Origin of the sequence: Phaeobacter sp. PT47_59 (assembly GCF_028890025.1) — a bacterium.
Taxonomy (GTDB): domain Bacteria; phylum Pseudomonadota; class Alphaproteobacteria; order Rhodobacterales; family Rhodobacteraceae; genus Phycobacter.
On record NZ_JARCJL010000009.1, the window covers coordinates 116,951 to 140,358 of the forward strand.

Annotated in this window: 19 protein-coding genes; 9 read left to right on the forward strand and 10 right to left on the reverse strand. The window is 62.7% G+C overall.

From position 1 onward, the window contains the following. Positions 1-109 precede the first annotated feature (109 nt). On the reverse strand, positions 110-685 hold the full coding sequence (locus PXK01_RS10685) for a lytic transglycosylase domain-containing protein (protein ID WP_274860040.1): 576 nt from the start codon (positions 683-685) through the stop codon (positions 110-112). A gap of 430 nt (positions 686-1,115) precedes the next feature. Here PXK01_RS10685 and ssb point away from each other — a divergent pair, with 430 nt between their 5' ends. Together ssb and PXK01_RS10695 are read left to right on the forward strand one after the other, a co-directional pair. Beyond that, positions 1,116-1,652 (forward strand): single-stranded DNA-binding protein, encoded by a 537-nt coding sequence (ssb, locus tag PXK01_RS10690; protein ID WP_274859991.1) that lies wholly within the window; start codon positions 1,116-1,118, stop codon positions 1,650-1,652. A 33-nt stretch (positions 1,653-1,685) separates the two neighbouring features. Next, the gene (locus tag PXK01_RS10695) at positions 1,686-2,765 is read left to right on the forward strand and encodes a site-2 protease family protein (RefSeq protein ID WP_274859993.1); all 1,080 of its coding nucleotides are present in this window, start codon (positions 1,686-1,688) and stop codon (positions 2,763-2,765) included. Positions 2,766-2,786: 21 nt separating this feature from the next. Here PXK01_RS10695 and aroB read toward each other — a convergent pair whose 3' ends face one another. After that, positions 2,787-3,911, reverse strand: coding sequence for a 3-dehydroquinate synthase (gene aroB, locus PXK01_RS10700; protein WP_274859994.1), 1,125 nt, complete (start codon positions 3,909-3,911; stop codon positions 2,787-2,789). Further along, the gene (locus PXK01_RS10705) at positions 3,911-4,501 is read right to left on the reverse strand and encodes a shikimate kinase (protein ID WP_274846313.1); all 591 of its coding nucleotides are present in this window, start codon (positions 4,499-4,501) and stop codon (positions 3,911-3,913) included. The genes aroB and PXK01_RS10705 overlap by 1 nt, the downstream gene beginning before the upstream one ends. Positions 4,502-4,591: 90 nt before the next feature. On the opposite strand from PXK01_RS10705, the gene PXK01_RS10710 reads away from it, so the two are divergent. From PXK01_RS10710 to PXK01_RS10740, 7 genes are all read left to right on the forward strand, one after another. Beyond that, positions 4,592-4,732: a hypothetical protein gene (locus tag PXK01_RS10710; RefSeq protein WP_274860042.1), complete on the forward strand. Its 141-nt coding sequence runs from the start codon at positions 4,592-4,594 to the stop codon at positions 4,730-4,732. Beyond that, entirely contained in the window at positions 4,722-6,272 is a 1,551-nt protein-coding gene (locus PXK01_RS10715) for a hypothetical protein (RefSeq protein WP_446728443.1), read from the forward strand. Before PXK01_RS10710 ends, PXK01_RS10715 begins: the two co-directional genes overlap by 11 nt. Before the next feature lies 1 nt (position 6,273). Next, positions 6,274-7,233, forward strand: a complete 960-nt coding sequence (locus PXK01_RS10720) for a site-specific tyrosine recombinase XerD (protein WP_274846316.1) — start codon at positions 6,274-6,276, stop codon at positions 7,231-7,233. Between the two features lie 95 nt (positions 7,234-7,328). Further along, on the forward strand, positions 7,329-8,639 hold the full coding sequence (locus PXK01_RS10725) for an HlyC/CorC family transporter (protein WP_274859996.1): 1,311 nt from the start codon (positions 7,329-7,331) through the stop codon (positions 8,637-8,639). Positions 8,640-8,685: 46 nt separating this feature from the next. After that, positions 8,686-10,308, forward strand: a complete 1,623-nt coding sequence (locus PXK01_RS10730; RefSeq protein WP_274846318.1) for a hypothetical protein — start codon at positions 8,686-8,688, stop codon at positions 10,306-10,308. 111 nt (positions 10,309-10,419) lie between these two features. Then, positions 10,420-12,837: a GcvT family protein gene (locus tag PXK01_RS10735; RefSeq protein ID WP_274859997.1), complete on the forward strand. Its 2,418-nt coding sequence runs from the start codon at positions 10,420-10,422 to the stop codon at positions 12,835-12,837. A gap of 132 nt (positions 12,838-12,969) precedes the next feature. Then, positions 12,970-13,554, forward strand: a complete 585-nt coding sequence (locus PXK01_RS10740; RefSeq protein ID WP_274859998.1) for a nucleotidyltransferase family protein — start codon at positions 12,970-12,972, stop codon at positions 13,552-13,554. A gap of 43 nt (positions 13,555-13,597) precedes the next feature. Here the strand turns inward: PXK01_RS10740 and PXK01_RS10745 are convergent, their stop codons facing one another. The 7 genes from PXK01_RS10745 to PXK01_RS10775 all read right to left on the reverse strand — a co-directional run bounded on the left by PXK01_RS10745 (position 13,598) and on the right by PXK01_RS10775 (position 23,281). Further along, entirely contained in the window at positions 13,598-15,346 is a 1,749-nt protein-coding gene (locus PXK01_RS10745) for an AMP-binding protein (protein ID WP_274859999.1), read from the reverse strand. Positions 15,347-15,358: 12 nt separating this feature from the next. Further along, positions 15,359-17,716 carry an amidase gene (locus PXK01_RS10750; RefSeq protein WP_274860001.1) on the reverse strand — a complete coding sequence of 786 codons (2,358 nt, stop codon included), beginning with the start codon at positions 17,714-17,716 and terminating at the stop codon, positions 15,359-15,361. Between the two features lies 1 nt (position 17,717). Next, the gene (locus PXK01_RS10755; protein WP_274860002.1) at positions 17,718-18,434 is read right to left on the reverse strand and encodes an ABC transporter ATP-binding protein; all 717 of its coding nucleotides are present in this window, start codon (positions 18,432-18,434) and stop codon (positions 17,718-17,720) included. Then, positions 18,427-19,464 carry a branched-chain amino acid ABC transporter permease gene (locus PXK01_RS10760; RefSeq protein WP_274860003.1) on the reverse strand — a complete coding sequence of 346 codons (1,038 nt, stop codon included), beginning with the start codon at positions 19,462-19,464 and terminating at the stop codon, positions 18,427-18,429. Before PXK01_RS10760 ends, PXK01_RS10755 begins: the two co-directional genes overlap by 8 nt. After that, positions 19,464-20,330: an ABC transporter permease subunit gene (locus tag PXK01_RS10765; RefSeq protein ID WP_274846325.1), complete on the reverse strand. Its 867-nt coding sequence runs from the start codon at positions 20,328-20,330 to the stop codon at positions 19,464-19,466. Before PXK01_RS10765 ends, PXK01_RS10760 begins: the two co-directional genes overlap by 1 nt. Before the next feature lie 83 nt (positions 20,331-20,413). Beyond that, positions 20,414-21,634, reverse strand: coding sequence for an urea ABC transporter substrate-binding protein (locus PXK01_RS10770; RefSeq protein WP_274860004.1), 1,221 nt, complete (start codon positions 21,632-21,634; stop codon positions 20,414-20,416). 51 nt (positions 21,635-21,685) lie between these two features. Continuing rightward, positions 21,686-23,281, reverse strand: a complete 1,596-nt coding sequence (locus PXK01_RS10775) for a flotillin family protein (protein WP_274860005.1) — start codon at positions 23,279-23,281, stop codon at positions 21,686-21,688. Positions 23,282-23,408 lie beyond the last annotated feature (127 nt).

Genomic DNA, 23,408 nt, shown 5'->3' on the forward strand with positions numbered 1-23,408 from the left:
GGCCAAGAATCGAAGTTAACGCGGCATTTACTATTTTTAACAATCCGTGAACCTGCCGCCCACGCGTGGCCACCACAGCGCTTCCGCTCAGGTCCAATCTGGCGGGAAATCAGCCGCCCCAGATGGTTCTCACATAACTTTGGGTTTCACTGTATGGGGGCACGCCGCCGTGTTTCTGAACCGCTTCCGGCCCGGCATTATAGGCCGCCAGCGCCAGCCGCCAGGACCCGAACTTGCGGAACTGGCGCGCCAGATACCGCGCACCACCATCCAGATTTTCCGCTGGAACGGTCGGATCCACCCCCAGGGTTTTGGCGGTCTGCGGCATCAACTGCGCCAGCCCCAGGGCCCCCTTGTGGGATTCTGCCTCCGGGTCCCAGTTGCTTTCCTGTTGCACCAGGCGCAGGAACAGCCCTTCCGGTACCCCATGCTTGCGCGCGGCTGCACGGGCCATGGGCAGGAATTCACCCCGGTATTTACCGGTATAAAGCAGCTTTCCGGCCGCCTCGTCGCCGTAGGAGGTTGGCGGTTTCAGTCGCGACGAATACTCATATTGTTTCGCCGCACGACTATCCAGAACCCGTGTATGGGCGGCAAAAAGACTGCGCTGGTTCTTGGTGGAGAACATATCCGCCCGGGCCGCCTGCCCGGATAGGAGACAAAAGGCGAAAGAGGCCACGACCATCGCCGCAGACAGGCCCATCGAAACACCGGCCGTGGTTCGGGGCATGAAAGGGGGGATCCACCGGGGGGCTTTGAGGGCCCGACACTGTGATACCTGTCCGGGAGATACCTGTCCGGTCGCGTTCAGCTTTGGCATAAACACTCCTCAGCCTCAATTTCTACAAAACATGCTCTTTATGCGCCGGACTATAGCCAATTTGCCGGGAATTGGAACCATCTGGCTGTGATCGGCAGATCTGCGCCCGGCAGGACCGATGAGAGGCCAGCAATTGATATGCCACAAATCCGCACCGACGCCTGCCAGAAGGTTGCTTTCATCGCGGCTTGGGGGCCTGTAGGGTGACGCCAACGCGCCGCCGGGTCAGATTCGCTCTGGCTCGGCCCCGGCGCCTATCGGATAAGAACACAGATAAGAACAAGGACAGGACCAAATGGCCGGCTCAGTCAACAAAGTCATCCTCATCGGCAACCTGGGCCGCGACCCCGAAGTGCGGACCTTTCAGAACGGCGGCAAGGTGTGCAACCTGCGCATCGCCACCTCGGAAACCTGGAAGGACCGCAACACCGGCGAGCGCCGTGAGCGTACCGAATGGCACAGCGTCGCCGTCTTCAACGAAGGTCTGGTGCGGGTCTGCGAACAGTACCTGCGCAAAGGCTCCAAGGTCTATATCGAAGGCCAGCTGCAGACCCGTAAATGGCAGGATCAGAACGGCCAGGACCGCTATTCCACCGAGGTCGTCCTGCAGGGCTTCGGCTCGACCCTGACCATGCTGGATGGCCGCGGTGAAGGCGGTGGCCAGGGTGGCGGCGGCTATGGCGGTGGCAGCGGCGGCGGCTATGGTGGCGGTGGCTACGACAGTGGCTCGCAGGGGGGCGGGTACGACAGCGGCCCACAGGGCGGCGGTGGCTTCGGCGGCGGCCAGGGTGGCCCCTCCCACAATATCGACGACGACGAGATCCCGTTCTGATCTCCCCTTCCCCTCTGTTGAGGAATTGATCCCATGACATGGTCCTTCACCCTAGGTCGCCTGCTAGGTTCCGAGGTGAGGGTCCATGTCACCTTCTTCCTGCTTCTGGCCTGGATCGGCATCTCCGCCTATCAAGAGCAGGGCCTGCCCGGCGCAATCGAGAACACCGCCTTCGTGCTGGCGCTCTTTGCCTGCGTGCTGGCGCATGAATTCGGACACGCGCTGATGGCGCGCCGCTATGGCATTGCCACCCCGGACATCACCCTTCTGCCCATCGGCGGCCTCGCCCGGCTGGAGCGGATGCCCACGAACCCCTGGCATGAAATCGCGGTGGCCTTTGCAGGCCCTGCGGTCAATATCGCGATCTGGGCCATTCTGGTGGTGATCGGCGCAGGTCAGTGGACGCTGGAAAGCCTGACCGATCCGGCGCAGGCCTTCACCATCTGGAATTTCCTTGGTCGCCTTGCGGCGGTGAACCTGATCCTGGCGATCTTCAACCTGATCCCTGCCTTTCCAATGGATGGCGGGCGGGTGCTGCGCGCAGCGCTCTGCCTTGGCATGGACCGGGTGAAGGCCACCCGCGTCGCCTCCATCGCCGGGCAGGTCTGCGCCATTGGCCTGGCCTATCTCGGCCTCACCTCCGGCAATCCGGTGCTGGTGCTGGTAGCCGGGTTCGTCTTCATTGCCGCCAATGCGGAAAACCAGGACGTGGCCATGCGCGCCGTCTCGCGCCAGTTTCTGGCCCGCGATGCGATGATCACCAGATTCGAAGCACTTGCGCCCGAAGACACGCTGGAAACCGCGTCAAACGCCGTGATCCGCACCACCCAGCATGAATTTCCGGTTCTGGACCCCGCTGGTCACCCCTTGGGGTTCGTGACCCGCAGCGATCTGTTCTCGGCCCTGGCCACGGACAGGCCGCGCATGCAGCAGATCTCGCTGATCATGCAGACCGACATCCCAGCCGTCCCGCTGACCGCAGGTCTGGAGACCGTGCTGGATGCCCTACATCACGGGGCCCCCGCGGTGAAGGTCGTCACAAAATCCGGCACTCTTGCGGGCTACATCACGGCCGAAAACATCGGCGAGCTGATGGTGGTCAAGGGCCGCTGACGGCCCCGGCCACGTGAACCTTCAGGCAGGGACAGCGCGCAGAGCCAGGGCATCTTTCAGGACAGACAAGACCGCCTCACGCGGGACATCCGATGTCACGAAAGCCGAGCCGATCCCGCGCGCCAGGATGAACTTGATCTTGCCATCGACCACCTTCTTGTCCTGCCCCATCAGGTCCAACAGCGCCTCTGCCCCCGGCAGATCGCCCGGAATATCGGCCAGATCCGCCTTCATGCCCATCGCCTTCAGATGCGCCCGCACCCGGCTTGGGTCTTCTTGGCTGCACAGGCCCAGACGCGAGGACAGCTCGAACGCCAGCGCACAGCCGATCGCCACGCCTTCTCCATGCAGCAGCCGATCGGAATAGCCCGTCGCCGCCTCGAATGCGTGGCAGAAGGTATGCCCCAGGTTAAGCAGCGCGCGATCCCCCTGTTCGGTCTCGTCCCGCTCCACAATATCAGCCTTCATCTGCACCGAGCGCGCCACCGCTTCGACCCGCGCGGCCATGTCACCGGCAGCCAGGGCCGGACCCTGCTGTTCCAGCCAGTCGAAGAATTCCGCATCACCCAGAAGCCCGTATTTCACCACCTCGCCGTAGCCGGCCAGGAAATCGCGGGCGGTGAGCGTGCCCAGAACCTCGGTATCGGCCAAGACCAGCGAGGGCTGGTGAAAGGCGCCGATCAGGTTCTTGCCCTGGGGCGCATTGATGCCGGTCTTACCGCCGACGGAGCTGTCCACCTGGGCCAGAAGCGATGTCGGGATCTGCACAAACCGCACCCCGCGCCGCAGCACGGCAGCCGCGAAACCGGCCAGGTCGCCCACCACACCGCCGCCAAAGGCCACAACGACATCCGAGCGCTCTACCCGTTTTTCCAGCAGCCACTCGACCGCACGGGTGAACTGCGGCCAAGCCTTGGTGCTTTCGCCCGGCGGCAGCGCCAGGGCGTCCATTTCGATGCCTTCCGCGGCCAGGCCCGCGCGCAGGGTATCAAGGTGCAATGCCGCGACGGTCTCATCGGTCAGGACCGCCACCCGGGGACGTTTGAGCAGAGGTTTGATCCGCTGTCCCGCCTGCTGCAACAGGCCGGGACCGATCACCACATCATAGGCGCGATCCCCCAAGGGCACATGTACCACGCGTTCCATCACTTCCACTCCAATACATCCGGTCGCTCCCTCAGGGCGTTCAGCACCCGATCGACCATCTCTTCAATCGAGGCCTTGCCATCGGATTTCACCGTCAGGTCGGCCTTGGCATAAAACGGCACCCGCGCCTCGTACAGGTCGCGCAGCGTTGCCTTGGGATCCTTGGTGCGCAGCAGCGGCCGCGTGTCGCGATGGCGCACCCGGTTCCACAGCACCTCCAGATCCGCCTGAAGCCAGACCGAGGCGCCCCGTTGCGAAATCAGCCTGCGGTTCTCTTCCGCCAGAAAGGCACCACCGCCCGTGGACAGGATCCCGCGTTCCTCCTCCAGAAGGCGCGCAATCACCTGGCGCTCCTTCTGGCGAAAGAACGGCTCACCGTCGCGGGCGAAAATCTCGGGGATAGACATATTGGCGGCGGCTTCGATCTCGTGATCACTGTCGAGAAACGGAACCCCCAGACGCGCGGCCAGGGCCCGCCCAACGGCGGTCTTGCCGGCCCCCATCATGCCCACCATCACGACGGTCTTGTTGAGGCGCCCCGGAGCGGGCGCGACCGTCGCCGTCTCTTCTGTTTGCTCTTTTTCGCTCATTCTTCCGTGAATGACGTGATATTATCAAAAAGGCCATATATAACTTGAGCAAAACACAAAGAAGCAGGCAACAGGGACGCTATGGCGCGCTTGATCAAATATCTGTTCTACATCGTCATCCTCGCCGCGATCGGTCTGGTGGCATATGCCTATGTCGGCCCATGGTTCGGCGCCGATTTCAGCGCCCCGACCGAGGAGATTCGCAAGCCGGTGGTGCTGCATGCCGATTAGGCAGCACCTCTTGCTGACTGGGGCTGCCTGCCTGGGTCTCCTTGCAGGCGTGGCCCGGGCCGAAGAACCTTTGACCGTGATCGATTGGCTGGGCCAGCCCGACACCCAGGCCATCCCCGAGACCGTGCTGCTGGAACCGCCGGTGGCAGGCAGTGCCGCTCAGCCGGAAATCGCCGTGGCCCCGCTTGAGGCCCTGCTGCCGCCCATCGGGCTGGTGGCCCCCTCTGCCACCGGCCTGCCGGTCGATCTGTGGCGCGGCAGCGACCCGCACGAAATTGCCCACCTGATCGACCAGGTTCCGGTGCGCAACAGCCCCGCCATGCAATCACTGCTGTTTACGCTGCTGCTGTCCGAAAGCCGACCCGTGCCCGGCGGCGATGACGCCATTTTGCTGGCGCGCCTTGACCGGCTCATGGATCTTGGTGCGATTGACCCCGCCCAGGCCCTGGCAGAGCAGGCCGGGCCGACGGAAAACCCGTCGCGATTTGCCCGCTGGTTCGATGCAACACTGCTGAGCGGAGATGAGGATCGCGCCTGCGCTGCCCTGACCGCCAGCCCCTTTCTTGCGCCCGACTACGGCGCCCGCGTGTTCTGCGCTGCACGACGCGGGGATTGGCCAACCGCCGCCCTGATGCTGGAATCCGCCCATGCGCTGGAGCTGTTGCCAGCCGAGCGCCTTGCGGTGCTGGACCGGTTTCTGAATCCGGACATCTTTGAAGGGGCGCCGCTCCTGCCCGCGCCCGCCGCCCCGGATCCGCTGACCTTCCGGCTGTTCGAAGCCATCGGGGAACGGCTTCCAACGGCACCGCTTGCGCGCGTCTTTGCCGCTGCGGACCTGCGGGATATCGCCGGCTGGAAGGCGCAGCTGGAAGCGGCAGAACGCCTGACCCGGATCGGTGCCTTGAACCCCAACCAGTTGCTGGGCCTTTTCACCGCCCGTAGACCTGCCGCTTCGGGCGGGATTTGGGACCGGGTCCGTGCCTTGCAGGAGTTCGAGACCGCCCTGCGGGGCGGCAATGGCCAGCCGCCCGCCACTGGCACCGCGCTGAGCAAGGCTCTAGAGGCGGCCTGGACCGCGGCAAGACACTCTCGGACCGAGGTCGCCTTTGCCGATCTCTTTGCCGCCGACCTGTCCCGCACCCGCCTGCAAGGCCCTGCGGCGGAACGGGCCTGGCACATAAGACTGCTTGCGCCCAGCTATGAGCTGGCCGCCCGCACGCCCCCGTCCGACAGCGCCGAGAACCGGTTTCTTGCGGCACTTGCCCAGGGGCGCCCCGATCAGGAGCAGGCCCCGTCGGACCTGGCCCGTGCAATCGCGGCCGGATTTCAGGAGCAGGCCATTGCGCCCCTGTCGCTGCGCCACCATTTGGATGCCGGTCATCTGGGCGAGGCGATCCTTCGCAGCATGATCCTCTTTGCCCATGGGGCCGAGGGCAATCTTGGCGATCTGACCGCCGCGCTGATCTCCTTTCGCACCCTGGGGCTTGAAGACAGCGCGCGCCGGGCCGCCTTGCAGTTGATGCTGCTGGAGCGGCACTGACATGCCTGCCCCGCCGGATGACCTGACCTGGATCGCCACGTTTCTGGATGCGCAGGCGGCGGATCTGGGGGCCGCGCGCAATACGCTGTTGGCCTATGGGCGCGACCTGAAGGACCTGGCCGCGTGGATGCAGCGGCGCGACACCGGCTTTGCCAGCCTGACCCAGGAGCAGGTCGAATCCTACCTGGTGACCTGTGACGCCGAAGGCCTGTCCCGCGCCACCCGCGCCCGCCGCCTGTCGGCGATCCGCCAGATCTTCCGCTTCGCCTTCGAGGAGGGCTGGCGCGACGACAACCCGGCCATCCAGATCAAGGGGCCCGGTCGCAGCAAGGCGCTGCCGAAGACGCTGGAGGTCATCGAAGTCGACCGCCTGCTGGATGCGGCGCGCCAGACCGGCCGCACGCCAGCGGATCGCTTGCGCAACACCTGCCTGATGGAGCTGCTCTATGCCACCGGCATGCGGGTGAGCGAGCTGGTCTCGCTGCCGGTCTCTGCCGCCCGTGGCGATCCCCGCATGCTTTTGGTGCTTGGCAAGGGCGGCAAGGAGCGCATGGTGCCGCTGTCGCCCCCGGCGCGCGATGCGCTGGCCGCCTGGCTGAAGGCACGCGACGCCGCAGAAGATGACGCCGAAGCCAAGGGCCACAGCCCGTCGCGCTTCCTGTTCCCCTCCCGCAGCAAGGCAGGCCACCTGACCCGGCACCGGTTCTACCTGCTGATCAAGGAGTTGGCCGTCACCGGCGGCGTGGCACCCGACAAGGTGACCCCTCACACGCTGCGCCATGCCTTTGCCACGCACCTGTTGGCCAATGGTGCCGACCTGCGCGCCATACAGGCGCTTCTGGGACATGCGGATATCGCAACCACCGAGATCTATACCCATGTGCTGGATGCCCGGCTCCGCGAATTGGTCCTGGATCATCACCCCCTTGCACGAAGCCCGGTCGGCCTGGATCAGGACTAGTGCAGGGTCCCGACCGCAACTGGCGCCCCGCCCCCTTGAACGAAACCGGTCGGCACCCCATAACCGAAACGACACTCAGATAAACGGAACCTGACATGGAAACCGATCCCTTCACGCTGGACAGTGCCTTCTGGTTCACCGCCGGCTCCATCGTACTGCTGTTGGTCCTGTCCGGGTTCTTCTCCGGCTCTGAAACGGCGCTGACCGCAGCCTCGCGCGGGAAGCTGCGCAGCCAGGCCGACAAGGGATCCCACGGCGCGCAGCGCGCACTGGCCGTCACCGAAGACAACGAGCGGCTGATCGGCTCGGTGCTCTTGGGCAACAACCTGGTGAACATCCTGGCGACCTCTCTCGCCACGGCGCTGTTCACCCGTGCTCTTGGCGAAAGCGGCGTGGCGCTGGCGACATTGGTCATGACGCTTCTGGTGCTGGTCTTTGCCGAGGTTCTGCCCAAGACCTATGCCATTTCCAACGCCGAAAAAGCCGCCTCTGCCGTGGCCCCGGTGATTGGCGTTCTGGTGACGGTGCTTGCCCCCGTCGTGGGCGCGGTGCGCCTATTGGTGCGCGGAGTCCTGCGTGTCTTTGGCGTGCGCATCGACCCCAACAGCCACATCATGGCCGTGCGTGAAGAGATCGCCGGCGCCTTGCACCTTGGCCATTCCGAAGGGGTGGTGGAAAAGGAAGACCGGGACCGGATCCTGGGCGCGCTGGATCTGTCGGACCGTTTTGTCGAAGAGATCATGCTGCATCGCTCCAACATCGAGATGATCGATGCCAATACCGACCCGCAAGCCATCCTGGAGCAATGCCTGACCTCGCCCCATACCCGCCTGCCCGTCTTCAAGGACGAGCAGGAAAACATCATCGGTGTGGTTCATGCCAAGGATCTGTTGCGTACCATGTATGCCCAGATCGGCGGGCCGGACGGCGATGCCGCAGCCTTGCGCGATTTCCAGATCACCTCGGTGGCCAAACCGCCCTATTTCGTGCCTGAAACCACCACATTGGACGAGCAGATGCGGCAATTCCTGCGCATGCGCAGCCATTTTGCCCTGGTGGTGGACGAATACGGCGCCTTGCAGGGGCTGATCACGCTTGAGGATATCCTGGAAGAGATCGTCGGCGAGATCACCGATGAATTCGACCCGGCCGAGCAATCCCCGGCCAAGAAGACCCAGGACGGTCATTTCCTGGTCGATGGTGCCACCACCATCCGCGACCTCAACCGGGCGACGGACTGGAACCTGCCCGACGAGGAGGCCAACACCATCGCGGGCCTGGTGATCCACGAGGCGCAGATGATCCCGACCGTGGGACAGGTCTTCTCCTTCCACGGTTTCCGCTTTGAGGTCACGGCCCGCGAAGGCAACCGGCTTACCGGTCTCAAGATCCGGCCGCTGGCATGAACCGGGGCGTAGACGGACATCAGAGCGGCGAGAGGACAGTGAACGGATGACCCGCGCCTGGCGATGGATCGACAGCATTGTGGTGGATCTGTCCCGGCAGATGCGCTGGTCCTTCCTGCCGCCGCTCCTGATCTATTTCGCCTATGGCGCGCAGGGCATCACCTCGGTCGCGGGGGCCTTTTACGTCAAGGAATACCTGGACCTGCCTGCTGCTTTCCTGGCGGGGCTTGGGTTCTGGGTGGGGATCCCTTGGGCGCTGAAGATGCCGATCGGCCATCTCGTCGATCTGATCTGGCGATGGAAATACCTGCTGATTCTGCTGGGAGCTGCACTGATGGCGCTCAGCTATGCCATCATTGTCGCCCTTCTGACCCTGCCGCAGATGATGCAGGCGCTGATGCCGGTCAATGCCTGGTATGTGACCGCAATCATCCTGGCGCCCTGCGGCTTCGTTCTGCAGGACGTGGTCGCCGATGCCATGTCGGTCGAGGCCGTCCCGCACCGGGATCGCAGCGGCGCCGAGCTGCCCGCGGAAGAGACCCGCGCGCTCCATACCACCATGCAGACCCTGGGTCGCATGGCCCTGATCGGCGGATCCAGCGCGGCGGCGGCCTTCAACGTGCTGCTGTTTGATGGTGCCGAGGCGCTGCCCCAGGCCGACAAAGGCGCGCTTTATGCCCATGTCTACATGCTGGCGCTGCTGGTCCCGGTCTTGTCACTCTCGGGCGTGGCGCTGGCCCTTGTGCAGCGATTGCGCCGAACAAGGGCGTTGCGCCGTGAAGGATTGGCACAGGCTGAGATCCGCCAGCGGCTGGACCCGCCGCGGGATCCGGTGGAGGTGAACTGGTGGTATTTCATCGGTGGCGGTGCCTTCGTGGCCTTGTCGCTCAGTGTCGGGCTCAGTGATCTTGCCTACGGGCAAGAGGTGATCTTTGCCGGATCCATGGCCATCGTGCTTGTGCTGATGCGGCAGTTGATTGCCGTGCTGACACCGGCGCAGGCGCGCGCGCTGATCGGCACCGCCATCATCATCTTCGTCTACCGCGCCAAACCCCTGAGCGGCCCCGGCACCGGCTGGTTCGAGATCGACGTCCTGGGCTTCGATCCGCAGTTCTTTTCGGTGCTGTCGCTGATCGCCTCGCTGCTGACGCTCGTGGGCATGATCGTGCTGCGCCCAATGATGGCCAACAACTCGATCACCTGGATCGTGATCTTCCTGACCATCAGCGAAGCCATCCTCAGCCTGCCCAATCTGGCGCTTTACTACGGGGTACACGAATGGACCGCAGCGATGACGAATGGTGTCGTCGATGCCCGTTTTATCGCCCTGGTGGACACGGCCGTGGAATCGCCGCTGGGGCAGGTTTCCATGATCCCGATGCTGGCCTGGATCGCGCGCAACGCGCCTTCGGGCCTGAAGGCGACCTTCTTTGCGGTGATGGCCTCCTTCACCAATCTGGCGCTTTCGGCCTCCAGCCTGGGGACCAAATATCTCAACCAGATCTTCGTGGTGACGCGCGAGGTGAAGGACGCCAGCGGTACAGTCACCACCGGAGCCGATTACAGCCAGCTGGGGCCGCTCCTGATCACCGTCACGGTGCTGACGCTGGTGATGCCACTGCTGGCAATCGTGATCGTTCAGAACAGCCGCTTCCGCACCGAAGACTGATCGCCCACTGCGCATGCGACCTGTCCGCGACATGGGGTGTCGCTTTTCCACTGGATTACTGTGCACTTCTGTCCAGAATGGGGTCAAAGCGAAATGCCAGGGAGCAATGTCATGCAAACCACAACCCGTGTCGCGGTCATCGGCGGCGGAGTCGTCGGCTGTTCGGTCCTCTACCACCTGACCAAGCTGGGGTGGTCCGATGTCATGCTGATCGAACGGTCCGAGCTGACCTCGGGCTCTACCTGGCATGCGGCGGGCGGCTTTCACACGCTCAACGGCGACACCAATATGGCAGCGCTGCAGGGCTATACGATCAAACTCTACCGCGAGTTGGAAGAGATCACCGGCATGTCCTGCGGGCTGCACCATGTGGGCGGCATCACCCTGGCCGACAACCAGGAACGTTTCGACATGCTGAAGGCCGAGCGGGCCAAGCATCGCTTCATGGGGCTGGAAACCGATATCATCGGCCCCGAAGAGGTGAAGAAACTGTCGGAAATCACCAATACCGACGGTATCCTGGGCGCGCTATATGATCCGCTGGACGGTCACCTTGATCCTTCCGGCACCACCCACGCCTATGCCAAGGCCGCGCGCATGGGCGGCGCCAGTATCGAAACCCATTGCAAGGTCATCGAGACCAACCAGCGCCCCGATGGCACCTGGGATGTGGTCACCGAGAAGGGCACCATCCACGCCGAACATGTGGTCAACGCAGGTGGGCTATGGGCGCGCGAGGTGGGCGCCATGGCCGGGGTCTACTTCCCGCTGCACCCGATGGAGCACCAGTATATCGTCACCGACGAGGTGCCGGAAATCGCCGCCATCATCGATGCGGGCGGCGAACACCCACACGTGATGGATCCCGCCGGCGAAAGCTACCTGCGCCAGGAAGGTCGCGGCCTCTGCATCGGGTTCTACGAACAGCCCTGCAAACCCTGGGCGGTGGATGGCACGCCCTGGACATTCGGCCACGAGCTGCTGCCGGATGATTTCGACAAGATCGAGGACAGTATCGCCTTTGCCTATCGCCGCTTCCCCGCGCTGGAGCGCGCCGGGGTGAAATCGGTGATCCATGGCCCCTTCACCTTTGCCCCGGATGGCAACCCCTTGGTCGGACCGGTGCCGGGCATGCGCAACTACTGGTCGGCTTGTGCTGTGATGGCAGGCTTCAGCCAGGGCGGCGGCGTCGGCTTGATGCTGGCGCAATGGATGGTCGAAGGCGAATGCGAGCGCGACACCTTCGCCATGGACTGCGCCCGTTTCGGCGACTGGATCACGCCGGGTTATACCCGCCCCAAGGTGGTGGAGAACTACCAGACGCGCTTCTCGGTCTCCTACCCGAACGAGGAGCTGCCGGCCGCGCGCCCCTTCCGCACCACACCGATGTACGACATTTTTGACGGGATGGGCGCGGTCTGGGGCCAGCAATACGGAATGGAAGTGGTGAACTACTTCGCTGAAGGGGATGAGCCGCGCTACGAGACCCCCTCCTTCCGCCGCTCCAACGCATTCGACGCCACAGCGCGCGAAGTAAAGGCTGTGCGCGAGGCGGTTGGCATCAACGAGGTGCATAATTTCGGGAAATACCGCGTCACCGGCCCCAATGCCCGCGCATGGCTGGATCGGATCATGGCAGGCCGTGTACCGCAACCCGGGCGCATCAGCCTGACACCGATGCTGTCCCACAAGGGGCGCCTGATCGGAGATTTCACCATCTCCTGCCTCAGCGAGGAAAGCTACCAGTTGACCGCCTCTTATGGGGCGCAGGCCTATCACATGCGCTGGTTCCAGCAGAACGCAGAGGATGGCGTCGCGGTCGAAAACATCTCGGACAGGGTGAACGGCTTCCAAATCGCAGGTCCCAAGGCGCGCGAGGTGCTGCAGGCCTGCACCCGGCAGGATATCTCGGACATGAAGTTCCTGGACGTGCGGCCGATGACCGTCGGCATGGCCGACTGCATCGTGCAGCGGGTCAGCTACACCGGCGATCTGGGATACGAGATCTACTGCGACCTGCCCAGCCAGCGCGCGCTGTGGAATGTGCTGTGGGAGGTGGGTCAGCCCCATGGCATGAGACCCTTCGGCATGCGGGCGATGATGTCGCTGCGGCTCGACAAGTTCTTCGGCGCCTGGCTCAGGGAGTTCTCCCCCGATTACACCGCTGCCGAGACCGGCCTGGATCGCTTCATCTCCTTCAAGAAGGACGCGGATTTCATTGGTCGTGCCGCTGCCGAGGCAGAACGGGATGCTGGCCCGTCCCGCAGGCTCTGCGCCTTTGAGGTCGACGCCGATGATGCCGATGTCACCGCCTATGAGCCGATCTGGCTGGATGGCACTGTGGTCGGCTTCTGTACCTCGGGCGGCTATTCGCACCATGCGCAGAAATCCATCGCGCAAGGGTTTCTGCCCACCGGCAAGGTGGCAGAGGATCTGGAGGTCGAGATCGAGATCCTCGGCAAGATGCACAAGGCCCGGCTGATCACCACGCCGTTGTTCGACGCAGACGGCGCACGCATGCGCGGATGACCGTTTGAGCCAGACGCCCCCCGCCAACCAGCGGGGGCATCGCCTGCGGCGAAAAAACGCTGGCCTTGGCCCGGTCCTTCGCCCAAGATCCCGCCAGATGGTGAACACCTGCCATCTGACGGGGGAAGATCCATGTCACATATCGCGATCCTGTTGCTGGCAGCCGGTGCCTCCTCCCGCATGGGCGGGCGCGACAAGCTGACCGAAGAGGTTGATGGCCAGCCGCTCTTGTCCCTGATGTGCCGCCGCGGCGCACTGACCGGGCTGCCGGTCTATGTCACGGTGCCAAGTGATGCACATCCCCGCACCGGCCTGACTGGCACGGCGACCACGGTGCCGGTGCCCGACGCCGATGAAGGCATGGCCGCCTCGATCCGGCGTGGCATCGCCGCGCTGCCCGCTGGCACCGAAGGCGTGATGATCCTGCCTGCCGATATGCCCGAGGTGGAAACCCAGGATATGATGCATGTGGCGGCACATTTTCACGGCGGGGACGGCCCGATTCTGCGGGCCACATCCGAGGACGGTCAGGCAGGTCACCCGGTGCTGTTTCCAAAGCGCTGCTTTGCCGACCTTTGCGAGATTTCAGGCGATCAAGGGGCGCGCCCGCTGTTAAAACGGGACAAGGTGCAATATGTCTCCCTGCCCGCGCGCCATGCGATCACCGATCTCGACACGCCCGAAGCCTGGGCCGCCTGGCGCGCCGCACGCGGCTGAGCCTGCCCGGGCAAGGCCCCATCCGCAGAAAGGCAAACAGCCGCTATCCAAGCATGTCGATCATTCTGGCCCGCATCACAAACTTCTGTGGTTTACCTGTGATGGTCATTGGCAGCTCATCCACGATCCGGATGTGCCGCGGTATCTTGAAATGCGCGATCTGGCCCTGCAACACCGCACGCAGCTCCTCTTCGCTCAGATCCATGCCCGGCTTTGCGATCGCCCAGGCGCAGACTTCCTCGCCGAACCTCTCGTCGGGGATGCCAAAGACCTGGACATCGCTGACACCGGGGTGTCGCATCAGGTATTCCTCGATCTCGCGCGGGTAGATGTTTTCGCCGCCCCGGATAATCATGTCCTTGACCCGCCCCACGATGGAGCAGAATCCGTCCTGATCGAACACCGCAAGATCTCCGGTATGCATCCATCCATCCACGATGCTCTCGGCGGTTTTCTCCGGATCTTCCCAATAGCCCTTCATGACCGAATAGCCACGGGTGCACAGCTCGCCCTGTGTCCCGACCGGCACGACATGTCCGTCCGCGCCGATGATCTTCACTTCAAGATGCGGGTGAACCCGGCCAACCGTTTCACAGCGTTTGCCGGTGGGATCATCCACGAAGCTCTGGAAGGACACCGGCGAGGTTTCCGTCATCCCGTAGCAGATGGTGACCTCCTTCATGTTCATCTGTGTATTGACGCGCTGCATGACCTCTACCGGACAGGGAGCGCCCGCCATGATGCCGGTGCGCAGGTTGGAAAGATCGCGCGGGCTGTCTTCAAGGTTTTCCAGCATCGCCACAAACATGGTCGGCACACCGTAAACAGCGGTGCAGCGCTCCTTGGCCAGCACATCAAGCGTCTGGGCCGCATCGAAGCCTTCGCCGGGAAAGACCATGGCCGCCCCCTTGCTGACCGCGCCCAGCACCCCCATCACCATGCCGAAACAGTGATAGAGCGGCACCGGGATTGCCAACCGGTCCGTCTCGCTCAGGTTGATACGGTCCGTCACAAAGCGGGCATTGTTGACGATGTTGTAATGAGACAGCGTTGCGCCCTTGGGCATCCCCGTCGTGCCGGAGGTGAACTGGATATTGATGGCGTCATCGGGGTCGAGGGTCCTGTCGATCTCGGAAATCCGCAGTTGCTGGGCCGGGCCACCAAGTTTCCTGAGCTCGGCAAAGGAATAGGCACCGGGGCCGGGGTGATCATCCATCAGGATGACACTGCGCAAATGGCGCAGTCTGGCAGACTGAAGGCGCCCCGGCTCGCATGAGTCCAGTTCCGGGGCCAGTTGCCGGATCATGCCTGCGTAATCGGAGCTCTTGAAGGACTTGGCCGCGATCACAGCCTTGCAGCCGACCTTGTTCAATGCGTATTCCAGCTCGCCCAGCCGGTACGCCGGGTTGATGTTGACCAGCACAAGCCCGACGCGTGCGGTGGCAAACTGGGTGAGCACCCATTCGAACCGGTTGGGCGACCAGATCCCGACGCGATCCCCCTTTTCCAGGCCAAGCGCCAACAGCCCGGAGGCCAGCTCGTCCACGGCGCGGTCCAGATCATAATAGCTCAGCCGGAGGTCCTGTTCGGGAAAAACCGCAGCCTCCCTCGGGCCAAATCGCGACACCGCTTCGCGCAACAGCTGCGGTATGGTGATATAGGCCAATGACGGCTGTAACGGTCCCTGGACATAGGACTGGCCGTCTTGCGGGGCGGTCGTGCCGACCAAGGTTTCGGTCCTGAAATCCCAATCGGATATGCGCGCCGCCTGGCTTTCACTCAGGATTGACATGTCGATCCTCCCTTACATGTTTCGCCAATCGCCCGATTGTTCGAATGCATCCGCCGCCTGGTAGATCTTCATCTCGCCATAATGCGGCCCGACCAGCATCATGCCGATGGGCAGCCCTTCGCTCAGCCCGCAGGGGATGCTCATCGCAGGCAGACCGCCGTTGAAGGGCGCAGTGTTGGGAACCATTTCAAAGGCCCGCTGCACATAGAGGCTGAGCGAGCAATCGGCCGGCGGATGGGGTTGCGGCTTGATCGGCAGGGTCGGCATCAGCAAGAGATCGTACCGCTTGAGCGCCGCCATGTAGCGTTCGTTGCACAGCCGCATGATGTTCTGGGCCTTGCCATAGAAGCGGCCCCGGTACTGCCGTTGAAAATGCTCTCCCACGAACATGCAGGCCTTCAGCGAATGGCTCAACTCATCCGCGCGCCCCTGCCATTGCGCCATGTGATCGGTCATCGAGGGCAGGAACAGCCCTTTGTAGTTGGTGCCGGTGGAATTGCCCCACATCATGCCGTCCTGAAGCCCCTCTAGCGTGATCGCGGTCCAGGCATCCATGGCCGTGTGATGCTCGGGGATGGACACTTCCTCGACACGCGCACCCAGCTCCCGGAACCGCTCGGCGGCCTGCATGACCTTGGTATCCACGTCGAATTCCGAATTCTCGTGGGCAAATCCTTCCTCGAGAATGCCGATGCGCAGCCCTTGCACACCGCGCCCGAGCGCCTCGGTATAGCTGTAGACGGTGGGCTTGCACTGGCGCGGATCCAGACCATCCGCACCGGCCAAAACCTCCAAGAGCAAGGCATTGTCGGCCACGGTGTTTGTCACGGGGCCAAGGTGATCGATGGTCTGTTCGATCGGCATCGCGCCCGTGTATGGGACAAGCCCATGCGTGGGTTTCATCCCGTAGACGCCGCAATTCGAAGCCGGGATGCGGATCGAGCCGCCCTGATCCCCGGCGATGGCCATATCGACCTCTCCGGCGGCCACCAAGGCAGCCGAGCCCCCCGAGGAGCCGCCCGCCATATATCCCCGCTTCCAGGGGTTGTGGATCGGCCCCTTGGCATTTGTATGCGATCCCCCCGACAGGCAGAAGTTTTCACAATGCGCCTTGCCGACAATGACCGCCCCGGCATCCAACATGCGCGTCACGATGGTGGCGTCGATCTCTGGCGTGTAGCCTTCCATGATGGACGAGCCATTCATCATCGGCACGCCGGCCAGGCAGATGGTATCCTTCAGCGCGATGCGTTTGCCGCGCAGCTTACCATCCGGCGCGCCGCGCACTTCGGTTTTGACATACCAGGCGTTCAGAGGATTTTCGGTCTGGTTCGGGAAATGACCGGGACTGCGCGGGTAGCGCACCTCAGGGAGGTAGTCCGGCATCGCGTCCAAGCGATCATAGGCCTGCATGTAGGGTTCGATGATCTCGCGGTATTCTTCCAGATCCTCATCCGAAAGGCTCATCCCGAACCGGCTGGCCATATCGCGCATCTGCGCCAGTGTCGGTCGTTTTATTGTCATGTTCGTCACCACGCTTGCGGCAGCCGGTTCAATCGCGGGCATTGCCTGGGGTTTCCATTGGATATGTGAGGCGGCGGAGTCGGTCCGGGGGCGGTTGCCGTGACCACGGGTTGATCGGGCCGCTCCGAAACCAAGAAACTGATCAACTTTGGCCTGGTCGGAAAGATCCGCCTTGCTCAACTCTCCGGTGATGCGGCCCCGTTCAAGGACAAGCACCCGGTCCGAAAGGTCTGAAATGAAGTCGAAATTCTGCTCGACCAGCAGGATCGAAAGCCCGCGGTTTTGGCGCAGGGTAAGCAGTGTTTCGCCCATTTCCTCGATGATCGAGGGCTGGATGCCTTCGGTCGGCTCATCCAGCAGCAGGAAATCCGGATCTCCCATCAGGCAGCGGGCCAGCGCCAACAATTGCTGCTCCCCACCAGAAAGCGCGCCGCCTTCGCGGTCCATGAGCGGGCGCAGGCGCGGAAAATCCGACAGCACGCTTTCCATGACATCGTGCTCGGAGGCTCCGGCGTACTCGTGCCAGGCGAAGCGCAGATTGTCGCGCACGGACAACTGCGGGAAGATGCCCCTGCCCTGCGGCACATAGCCCAGACCAAGCCCGGCTCGCTCGAAGGGAGGCATGCCGGTGATGTCACTCGCGTGAAACCTGATCGTGCCGGACCCGGCGGGCAGGAACCCCATCAAGGTCTTCAACAGCGTGGTTTTCCCCATGCCATTATGGCCGAGGATCCCGACAACTTCATTTGCGGCAACAGCGAATTCGATCCCGTGCAGGATCGGCACCTTTCCGTATCCGCCTGAGAGGCCTTTGACGGCAAGAATTTCGGCTTCGTCGTCGCGCATCTCAGGCCTTCTTTCCAAGATAGACGTTGCGCACCATTGGGTCGGACATGACCCGGTCCACATGATCTTCCATCAACACTTCTCCCTGGTGGAAAACCGTCACCACCTCGGCAATGGAGCGAATAAACTGCATGTCATGCTCGACGATGATGATCGCGGCGGTCTTGTTCAGTTCGTGAATGATCGCGGTCATGCGCTCCACGTCTTCGGCGCTCATGCCGGCCGCGGGTTCGTCCAGCAACACCAGCCAGGGATCCCCGACGGCAACCAGACCCAGCTCGACACGCTGGCGTTCGCCATGCGCCAGCCGCCCCAGATCGTCGCGGGCGATCGCCCCCAGGGCCAGGCGTTCGACGATCTCCTGCGTCTTGCGATTGGCCTCCTGGGGCTCATGAAACCGCCGGGCTGCCAACCAGATGTTTTCAAAGACGCTCAGGCTGTCCATGACGTTGGGTGTCTGGGTCTTGATGCCGACCCCCAGGGAGGCAATCTGATGCGGCATCCAGTGCGTGGTCTCGACCCCACGCATGTAGACCTCGCCTTCGGTTGGCGTCTGCAACCCCGTCACGCATTTGAAGAAGGTGGATTTGCCCGCCCCATTCGGGCCGATCAGGCAGCGCAGCTCGCGGGCGCGGAGTTTGAAGTCGACGTTATTGGCCGCGACCACACCGCCAAAGCGCATTGTCAGTCCCTGGGTTTCAAGAACAAGTTCAGCCATTGCGACGCTCCCGGTATCTCAGGCGCCGTTGCTGGTGAATGCGCCCCAGGGGTCGGCGGCCAAAGCTCACCTTCCAGAGGTCCGCCAGCGCCGGAACGACGCCTTTGGGCAGGAAGAGCACGAACAGCACCAGGATCAGCCCAGTGATCAGCGTGTTGTCCACCACGGCCTGCTGCCCCAGCAGGAACTTCAGATAGGCCAGACCGGCAGCGCCCAGAACCGGCCCCAGCCGCGTGCCCAGACCGCCGACGATACACCAGATGATGATCTCGGCCGATTGTCCCAGGGAAAACAGGTTCGGCGTGACAATCTCTGCCCAGTTGGCAAACAGCGCGCCGGCCAACCCGGCGATGGCAGCGCCGGTGGCAAACAGCAGGGTTTTCCGGGCGCGCACGTCATAGCCCATCAGCGACATGCGGGTTTCGTTTTCCCGGATGCCGACCGCGATGCGGCCAAAGCTGGATCTCAGCAAGGCCGTCACCAGGAAGAAGACCAGCCCCAACAGAACAGCGCAGACATAGAAATAGCTGTCACCCCAGATGTAGGCATCGGGGTCTCCGGGGACGTTCAGGGTCTGGAAACCGGGGATGCCGTTGAACCCGCCCAGCCGCGCGGTTCCGATCACATACTGCGGCCCGGCGGTGGAGTTGATGAACTTGAACAGGATCAGGGTCACAACCAGGGTGATGACCCCGAGGTAGACATCATTCAGCCGCCCGTAGAACATCATGGCGCCCAGAAGCGCTGCAAAGAGGCCCGGGACCAGGACCGCCAGGATCATCGGGACCGTGCTTTCGCCCAGGTTGATCGCGGCAATGGCGTAAGTATATGCGCCGAGGCCAAAAAACGCCGCTTGCCCGAAACAGAGGATACCACCGAAGCCCCAGATCAGGCCAAGGCTCAGGCCCAGCATCCCGTAGACGATCAGAACCGTCAGCGTGTAGGTGCCGATCAGCAGCGGCATCACCCAGATCAGCACAGCCGTGACCAGGATGATCTTGACGGCGTCTTTTGAGAGGCTTCCCTGCATCAGAGCTTCCCCTTGAAGAACTTGCCGGTGATGCCCTGCGGCAGAAGTCGCAGCAGAACGACAGCGGCAACCAGCAAGGCGACTTCACCGATGACCGGAGAGACGGCGAAGGTGAAAAACTGGTTCACCACGCCGAAGAAACCGGCGCTGGAAAAGAGACCGGCAATCAGCGACGGCCCGCCCGCGATCACCGTGATGAAGGCCTTGGCGATATAGGCGCCACCCGATGTCGGCACGAGGCCAACCAGCGGGGCCAGCACGGCCCCCGCCATCCCGGACAGCGCCGAACCGAAAAAGAAGGTCGCCATGTAGATACGGTCGGGGCTGTAGCCCAGGGCCGCCGCCATGTCGGCCCGCTGCATGGCGCCGCGCGCGATCAACCCCGCGCGTGTTGTCTTCAGGATCAATAGCATCCCGACCAGCAACAGCACCGCGACCACGATGATGAAAAAATTGTAGCCGTTGATCTGATAGTTGCCGATGGCAAACCCGGGGATCGGTGTCGAAATCCCGGTTGTCGTATTGCCAAAGATCATCGTGGCCAGACCGATGAAGAACAGGCTCAACCCCCAGGTCGCCAGCATCGTATCGACCAAGCGTCCGTAGAGATGCCGGATCACCAGCCGCTCGACCGCGAGTCCGATCAGCCCCACGACGATTGGCGCGATCACCAGCATCGCCAGAAAGATGTTCACACCAAGATTTACGGCGGTGATGGTCGCATACCCGCCCATCATCATGAACTCGCCATGGGCAAGATTGATCACTTTCATCATGCCGAACACGACCGCAAGGCCCGCGCTGACAAGGATCAAGGAGGCAACCGCGTAGAGCATTTCGACAAGAATGACGACGGACAAATCCATTGGCGCGAGATTCCGTTGAAAAGAGAGATCTATGGGATGGTTGCGCGGGGCAAGAACACCCCGCGCGCGATCTGAGACAGCGATCAGATCTCGATTTCGTACTGCGTGTTGTCGCCCGGATTGGCCGCAAGATCGCAGACAGCCTGGGTATCGACCGGCTGGCGCTGGGGCAGCGTTTCGATCACCTTCATACCCTGGTTTACGAATTCCATGATATGGACATCCAGAACCGCGTGGTACGTTTTGGGATCAACCGTGACCTTGCCGGCCGGACCCTCGATCGACAGGCCGGATTCCAGTGCGGCAATCAACGCGTCACGATCCAGGGACCCCGCCTGGCGCACCGCTTCGGCCCAGGTCAGCACGCCCTGATAGTTGGACACGGCAATTTCATGGATCAGGTTGCTATCCCCATAGGCGGCCGCCCAACGTTCCTTGAAGGCGGTGTTGGCGGGGGTATCGAGCTCCTGGCTGTAGTTGTAGGCGACCATGATGCCGTTGCCCTCTTCCGGGGTCAGAACTTTATGTTCGTTGCCCACGCCGAGGGTGGTGGAGGCCAGCGGGATCTTGTCCTTCATGCCTGCGGCGGCCCACTGACGGAAGAAGCTAAGATGCGCACCGCCCACCAGCGGCGCGATCACCAGATCGGGGCCAACGGATTGGATCTTGGCGATGGTCGAGCCAAAGTCGCTGACGTCCAGCGGGAAGAAATCGACGCCCACGGTTTCACCGCCATTGTCGGCCACGAATTTCTGAATCCAGCGCGCGGTGATCTGCCCGTAGTTATAATCGGCGGCGAGGATGTAGACCTTCTTGCCCGACTTGCCCATGGCATAGGGCACCAGCGCCTCGACCTGCTGGGCCGGGGTCACACCGTTGATGAAGATGTTGCGGTCACAGACACCGCCCTCGTAAAGGACGTTGTAGAAATAGGGTGTTTTTGTCTTGCGCATTGTCTGGCGAATGGCCTCGCGAGACGCGGACAGGATGCCGCCATGCACCACATCCACCTTGTCCTGACGGGTCAATTGCTGGGCATATTGCGAATAGAGCGCCATATCCGATTGCGTGTCATAGGCGGCGATCTCGACCTGCTTGCCCAGCAGGCCTCCGCCTGCGTTGATTTCATCGACGGCCAGACGCATGGCCATATCCATCGGCTTGCCATAGGCATCGAAGATGCCGGATGTATCGAGGATCGAGCCCAGCTTGATGGTATCGGCGGCAAGGCTGACGCGCGGCAGCGCAGACGCACCAGCAAGGGCTGCTGTACCGGCTAAAAAGGTGCGGCGGTTCAATGACATATCAATTTCCTTCCTGTTGTCGTTCCGGTTGGGGGCTGGACGGTTTTTCCGTCACTTTTCGGTTTTTGGTTTGTCTTTGATCCGGTTGGCGTAATCAGCGGTGCGCCCGGCCAGATTGGCATCGAAATCAAGCCCGATCTCCTCGCCCATCTGTTTCATCGCGGGCAGACGGACGGCCATGCCAAGGATCTGCTCCATGGCCGAGCCAAAGGCGCCATCAACCCCGTCACCCGTGCCAGCGCCACCTCCGACGCCTGAAATCTGGTTGATCCGGATCGAGTCGATCTTTTCGACCGGCTTCATCATCTGCGTCATGATTTCAGGCAGCCGGTCCAGCTTGCGCTCTTCCAGGCGCATCCGGATGACAGCCTCACCCAGCGTGTTTTCAGCCTGGTTCAGTGCAACGCGGCCTGCGGCCTCTGCCTCCATCCGGGCGCGTTCCACTTCGCTGGCCTTGGTTTTCACGGCTGCATCGGCCTTGGCCTTTTCCAGAAGCGTCTCGACATCGCGCCGGACCTTGGCGCCCTCCAGCTCCAGCTCCTTTTCCTGGTTCAGGCGGGCGATCTCACGTTGCCGTTCGGCAATGGCACGTTCTTTCTGGGCTTGCACGCTTTCGGCGGCGAGGATGACCTTGGCCTTGGCGGTTTCTTCCTCGGCGCGCGCCTCGGCTTCCTGGGCGCGTTTCCTCGCGATCAGGATATCATTCTCGATCTTCTCTTCTTCGAGCGTCCGGATGGCTGTCATCTCGGCTTTGCGCAGGGCCTCGTCGGTTTCGACCTGCGTTGCCTTCATGCGTTTTTCGTTCTCGATCCGCGTGGTTTCGCTGGCGAGCCTGGCTTCATCGCGCGCCCTGGCCTCGCGGGATTTCGCGTCGGCTTCGAGTTTCGCGAGATGCTCCTGCTGTGCGATCTCTGCCTCGCGCTCGGCGCGCTGCAGTTCCAATTGCCGCTGATGCTGTGCAAGATGACTTTCGCGCACGGCGACCTCGGCTTCTGTTTCGATGCGAATGCGTTCCTTGCGCTGCTCGGCGACCAATTCCGCCAGTTGCCGCATGCCCTGCGCGTTGAAGGCATTGTTCTCGTTCCACTGGCCAAGATCGCTCTGATCCACTGCAATCAGCGACGCCGAAACCAGCGTGAGACCCAGTTTCTGGGCCTGCGCTTCGATGGCCTCGGCCACATCGGCGGAAAAGCCGGAGCGGTCCAGGTGGATCTCTTCCAAGGTGCGAATGGCCGCTGCACGCTGGATGGCATCCACAAGCGAACCGGCAAAAACATCCCGGACCGTTTCGCCGCCTCGGGCGATGCGCGACCCCAAGGCCTGCGCCGCCGTTGCAATGCCGTCCTCTGTCGGGGCAACGCGCAGCTCGAACTCGAACTGCACATCAGCGCGCATCTTGTCCCGTGTCAGCACCGCATCGCGCCCGACGCGGCTGATGCTGAAACTCAGCGCTCCCATGGAGACTTTCTGAACCTGATGCAGGATTGGCAGAGACAGGCAGCCCCCGTCGGTGATGATGCGGCGGCGCCCGAAACCGGTGCGCACCAGCGCAGTGTCCAGGGTCGCCTTTGCGTAGTATCTTTGCAGAAACCAGATCGCGATCAGCGCAACAACAACCAGCAGAACCAGCAGGATAACCCAAGCCAAGGCATTTCTCCCCATTTGACCGATCGTCAGGCCCGCTGGCCCGCAATCCATTCGTTGGTCAAAGCGTGGGAGAATTTATTTTCCAATTCAAGTAAAAAAATTGAATTGGAAACTACTTTCCATCAAG

What these genes read in the sequence shown, in the direction of transcription:
- PXK01_RS10735 (WP_274859997.1), top strand. Translation starts at nt 10,420, where the DNA reads ATGCAAACCACAACCCGTGTCGCGGTCATCGGCGGCGGAGTCGTCGGC.
- aroB (WP_274859994.1), bottom strand. Translation starts at nt 3,911, where the DNA reads ATGGAACGCGTGGTACATGTGCCCTTGGGGGATCGCGCCTATGATGTG.
- PXK01_RS10750 (WP_274860001.1), bottom strand. Translation starts at nt 17,716, where the DNA reads ATGCGCGACGACGAAGCCGAAATTCTTGCCGTCAAAGGCCTCTCAGGC.
- PXK01_RS10740 (WP_274859998.1), top strand. Translation starts at nt 12,970, where the DNA reads ATGTCACATATCGCGATCCTGTTGCTGGCAGCCGGTGCCTCCTCCCGC.
- PXK01_RS10725 (WP_274859996.1), top strand. Translation starts at nt 7,329, where the DNA reads ATGGAAACCGATCCCTTCACGCTGGACAGTGCCTTCTGGTTCACCGCC.
- PXK01_RS10745 (WP_274859999.1), bottom strand. Translation starts at nt 15,346, where the DNA reads ATGTCAATCCTGAGTGAAAGCCAGGCGGCGCGCATATCCGATTGGGAT.
- PXK01_RS10720 (WP_274846316.1), top strand. Translation starts at nt 6,274, where the DNA reads ATGCCTGCCCCGCCGGATGACCTGACCTGGATCGCCACGTTTCTGGAT.
- PXK01_RS10755 (WP_274860002.1), bottom strand. Translation starts at nt 18,434, where the DNA reads ATGGCTGAACTTGTTCTTGAAACCCAGGGACTGACAATGCGCTTTGGC.
- PXK01_RS10715 (WP_446728443.1), top strand. Translation starts at nt 4,722, where the DNA reads ATGCCGATTAGGCAGCACCTCTTGCTGACTGGGGCTGCCTGCCTGGGT.
- ssb (WP_274859991.1), top strand. Translation starts at nt 1,116, where the DNA reads ATGGCCGGCTCAGTCAACAAAGTCATCCTCATCGGCAACCTGGGCCGC.
- PXK01_RS10705 (WP_274846313.1), bottom strand. Translation starts at nt 4,501, where the DNA reads ATGAGCGAAAAAGAGCAAACAGAAGAGACGGCGACGGTCGCGCCCGCT.
- PXK01_RS10685 (WP_274860040.1), bottom strand. Translation starts at nt 685, where the DNA reads ATGGTCGTGGCCTCTTTCGCCTTTTGTCTCCTATCCGGGCAGGCGGCC.
- PXK01_RS10770 (WP_274860004.1), bottom strand. Translation starts at nt 21,634, where the DNA reads ATGTCATTGAACCGCCGCACCTTTTTAGCCGGTACAGCAGCCCTTGCT.
- PXK01_RS10760 (WP_274860003.1), bottom strand. Translation starts at nt 19,464, where the DNA reads ATGCAGGGAAGCCTCTCAAAAGACGCCGTCAAGATCATCCTGGTCACG.
- PXK01_RS10695 (WP_274859993.1), top strand. Translation starts at nt 1,686, where the DNA reads ATGACATGGTCCTTCACCCTAGGTCGCCTGCTAGGTTCCGAGGTGAGG.
- PXK01_RS10730 (WP_274846318.1), top strand. Translation starts at nt 8,686, where the DNA reads ATGACCCGCGCCTGGCGATGGATCGACAGCATTGTGGTGGATCTGTCC.
- PXK01_RS10765 (WP_274846325.1), bottom strand. Translation starts at nt 20,330, where the DNA reads ATGGATTTGTCCGTCGTCATTCTTGTCGAAATGCTCTACGCGGTTGCC.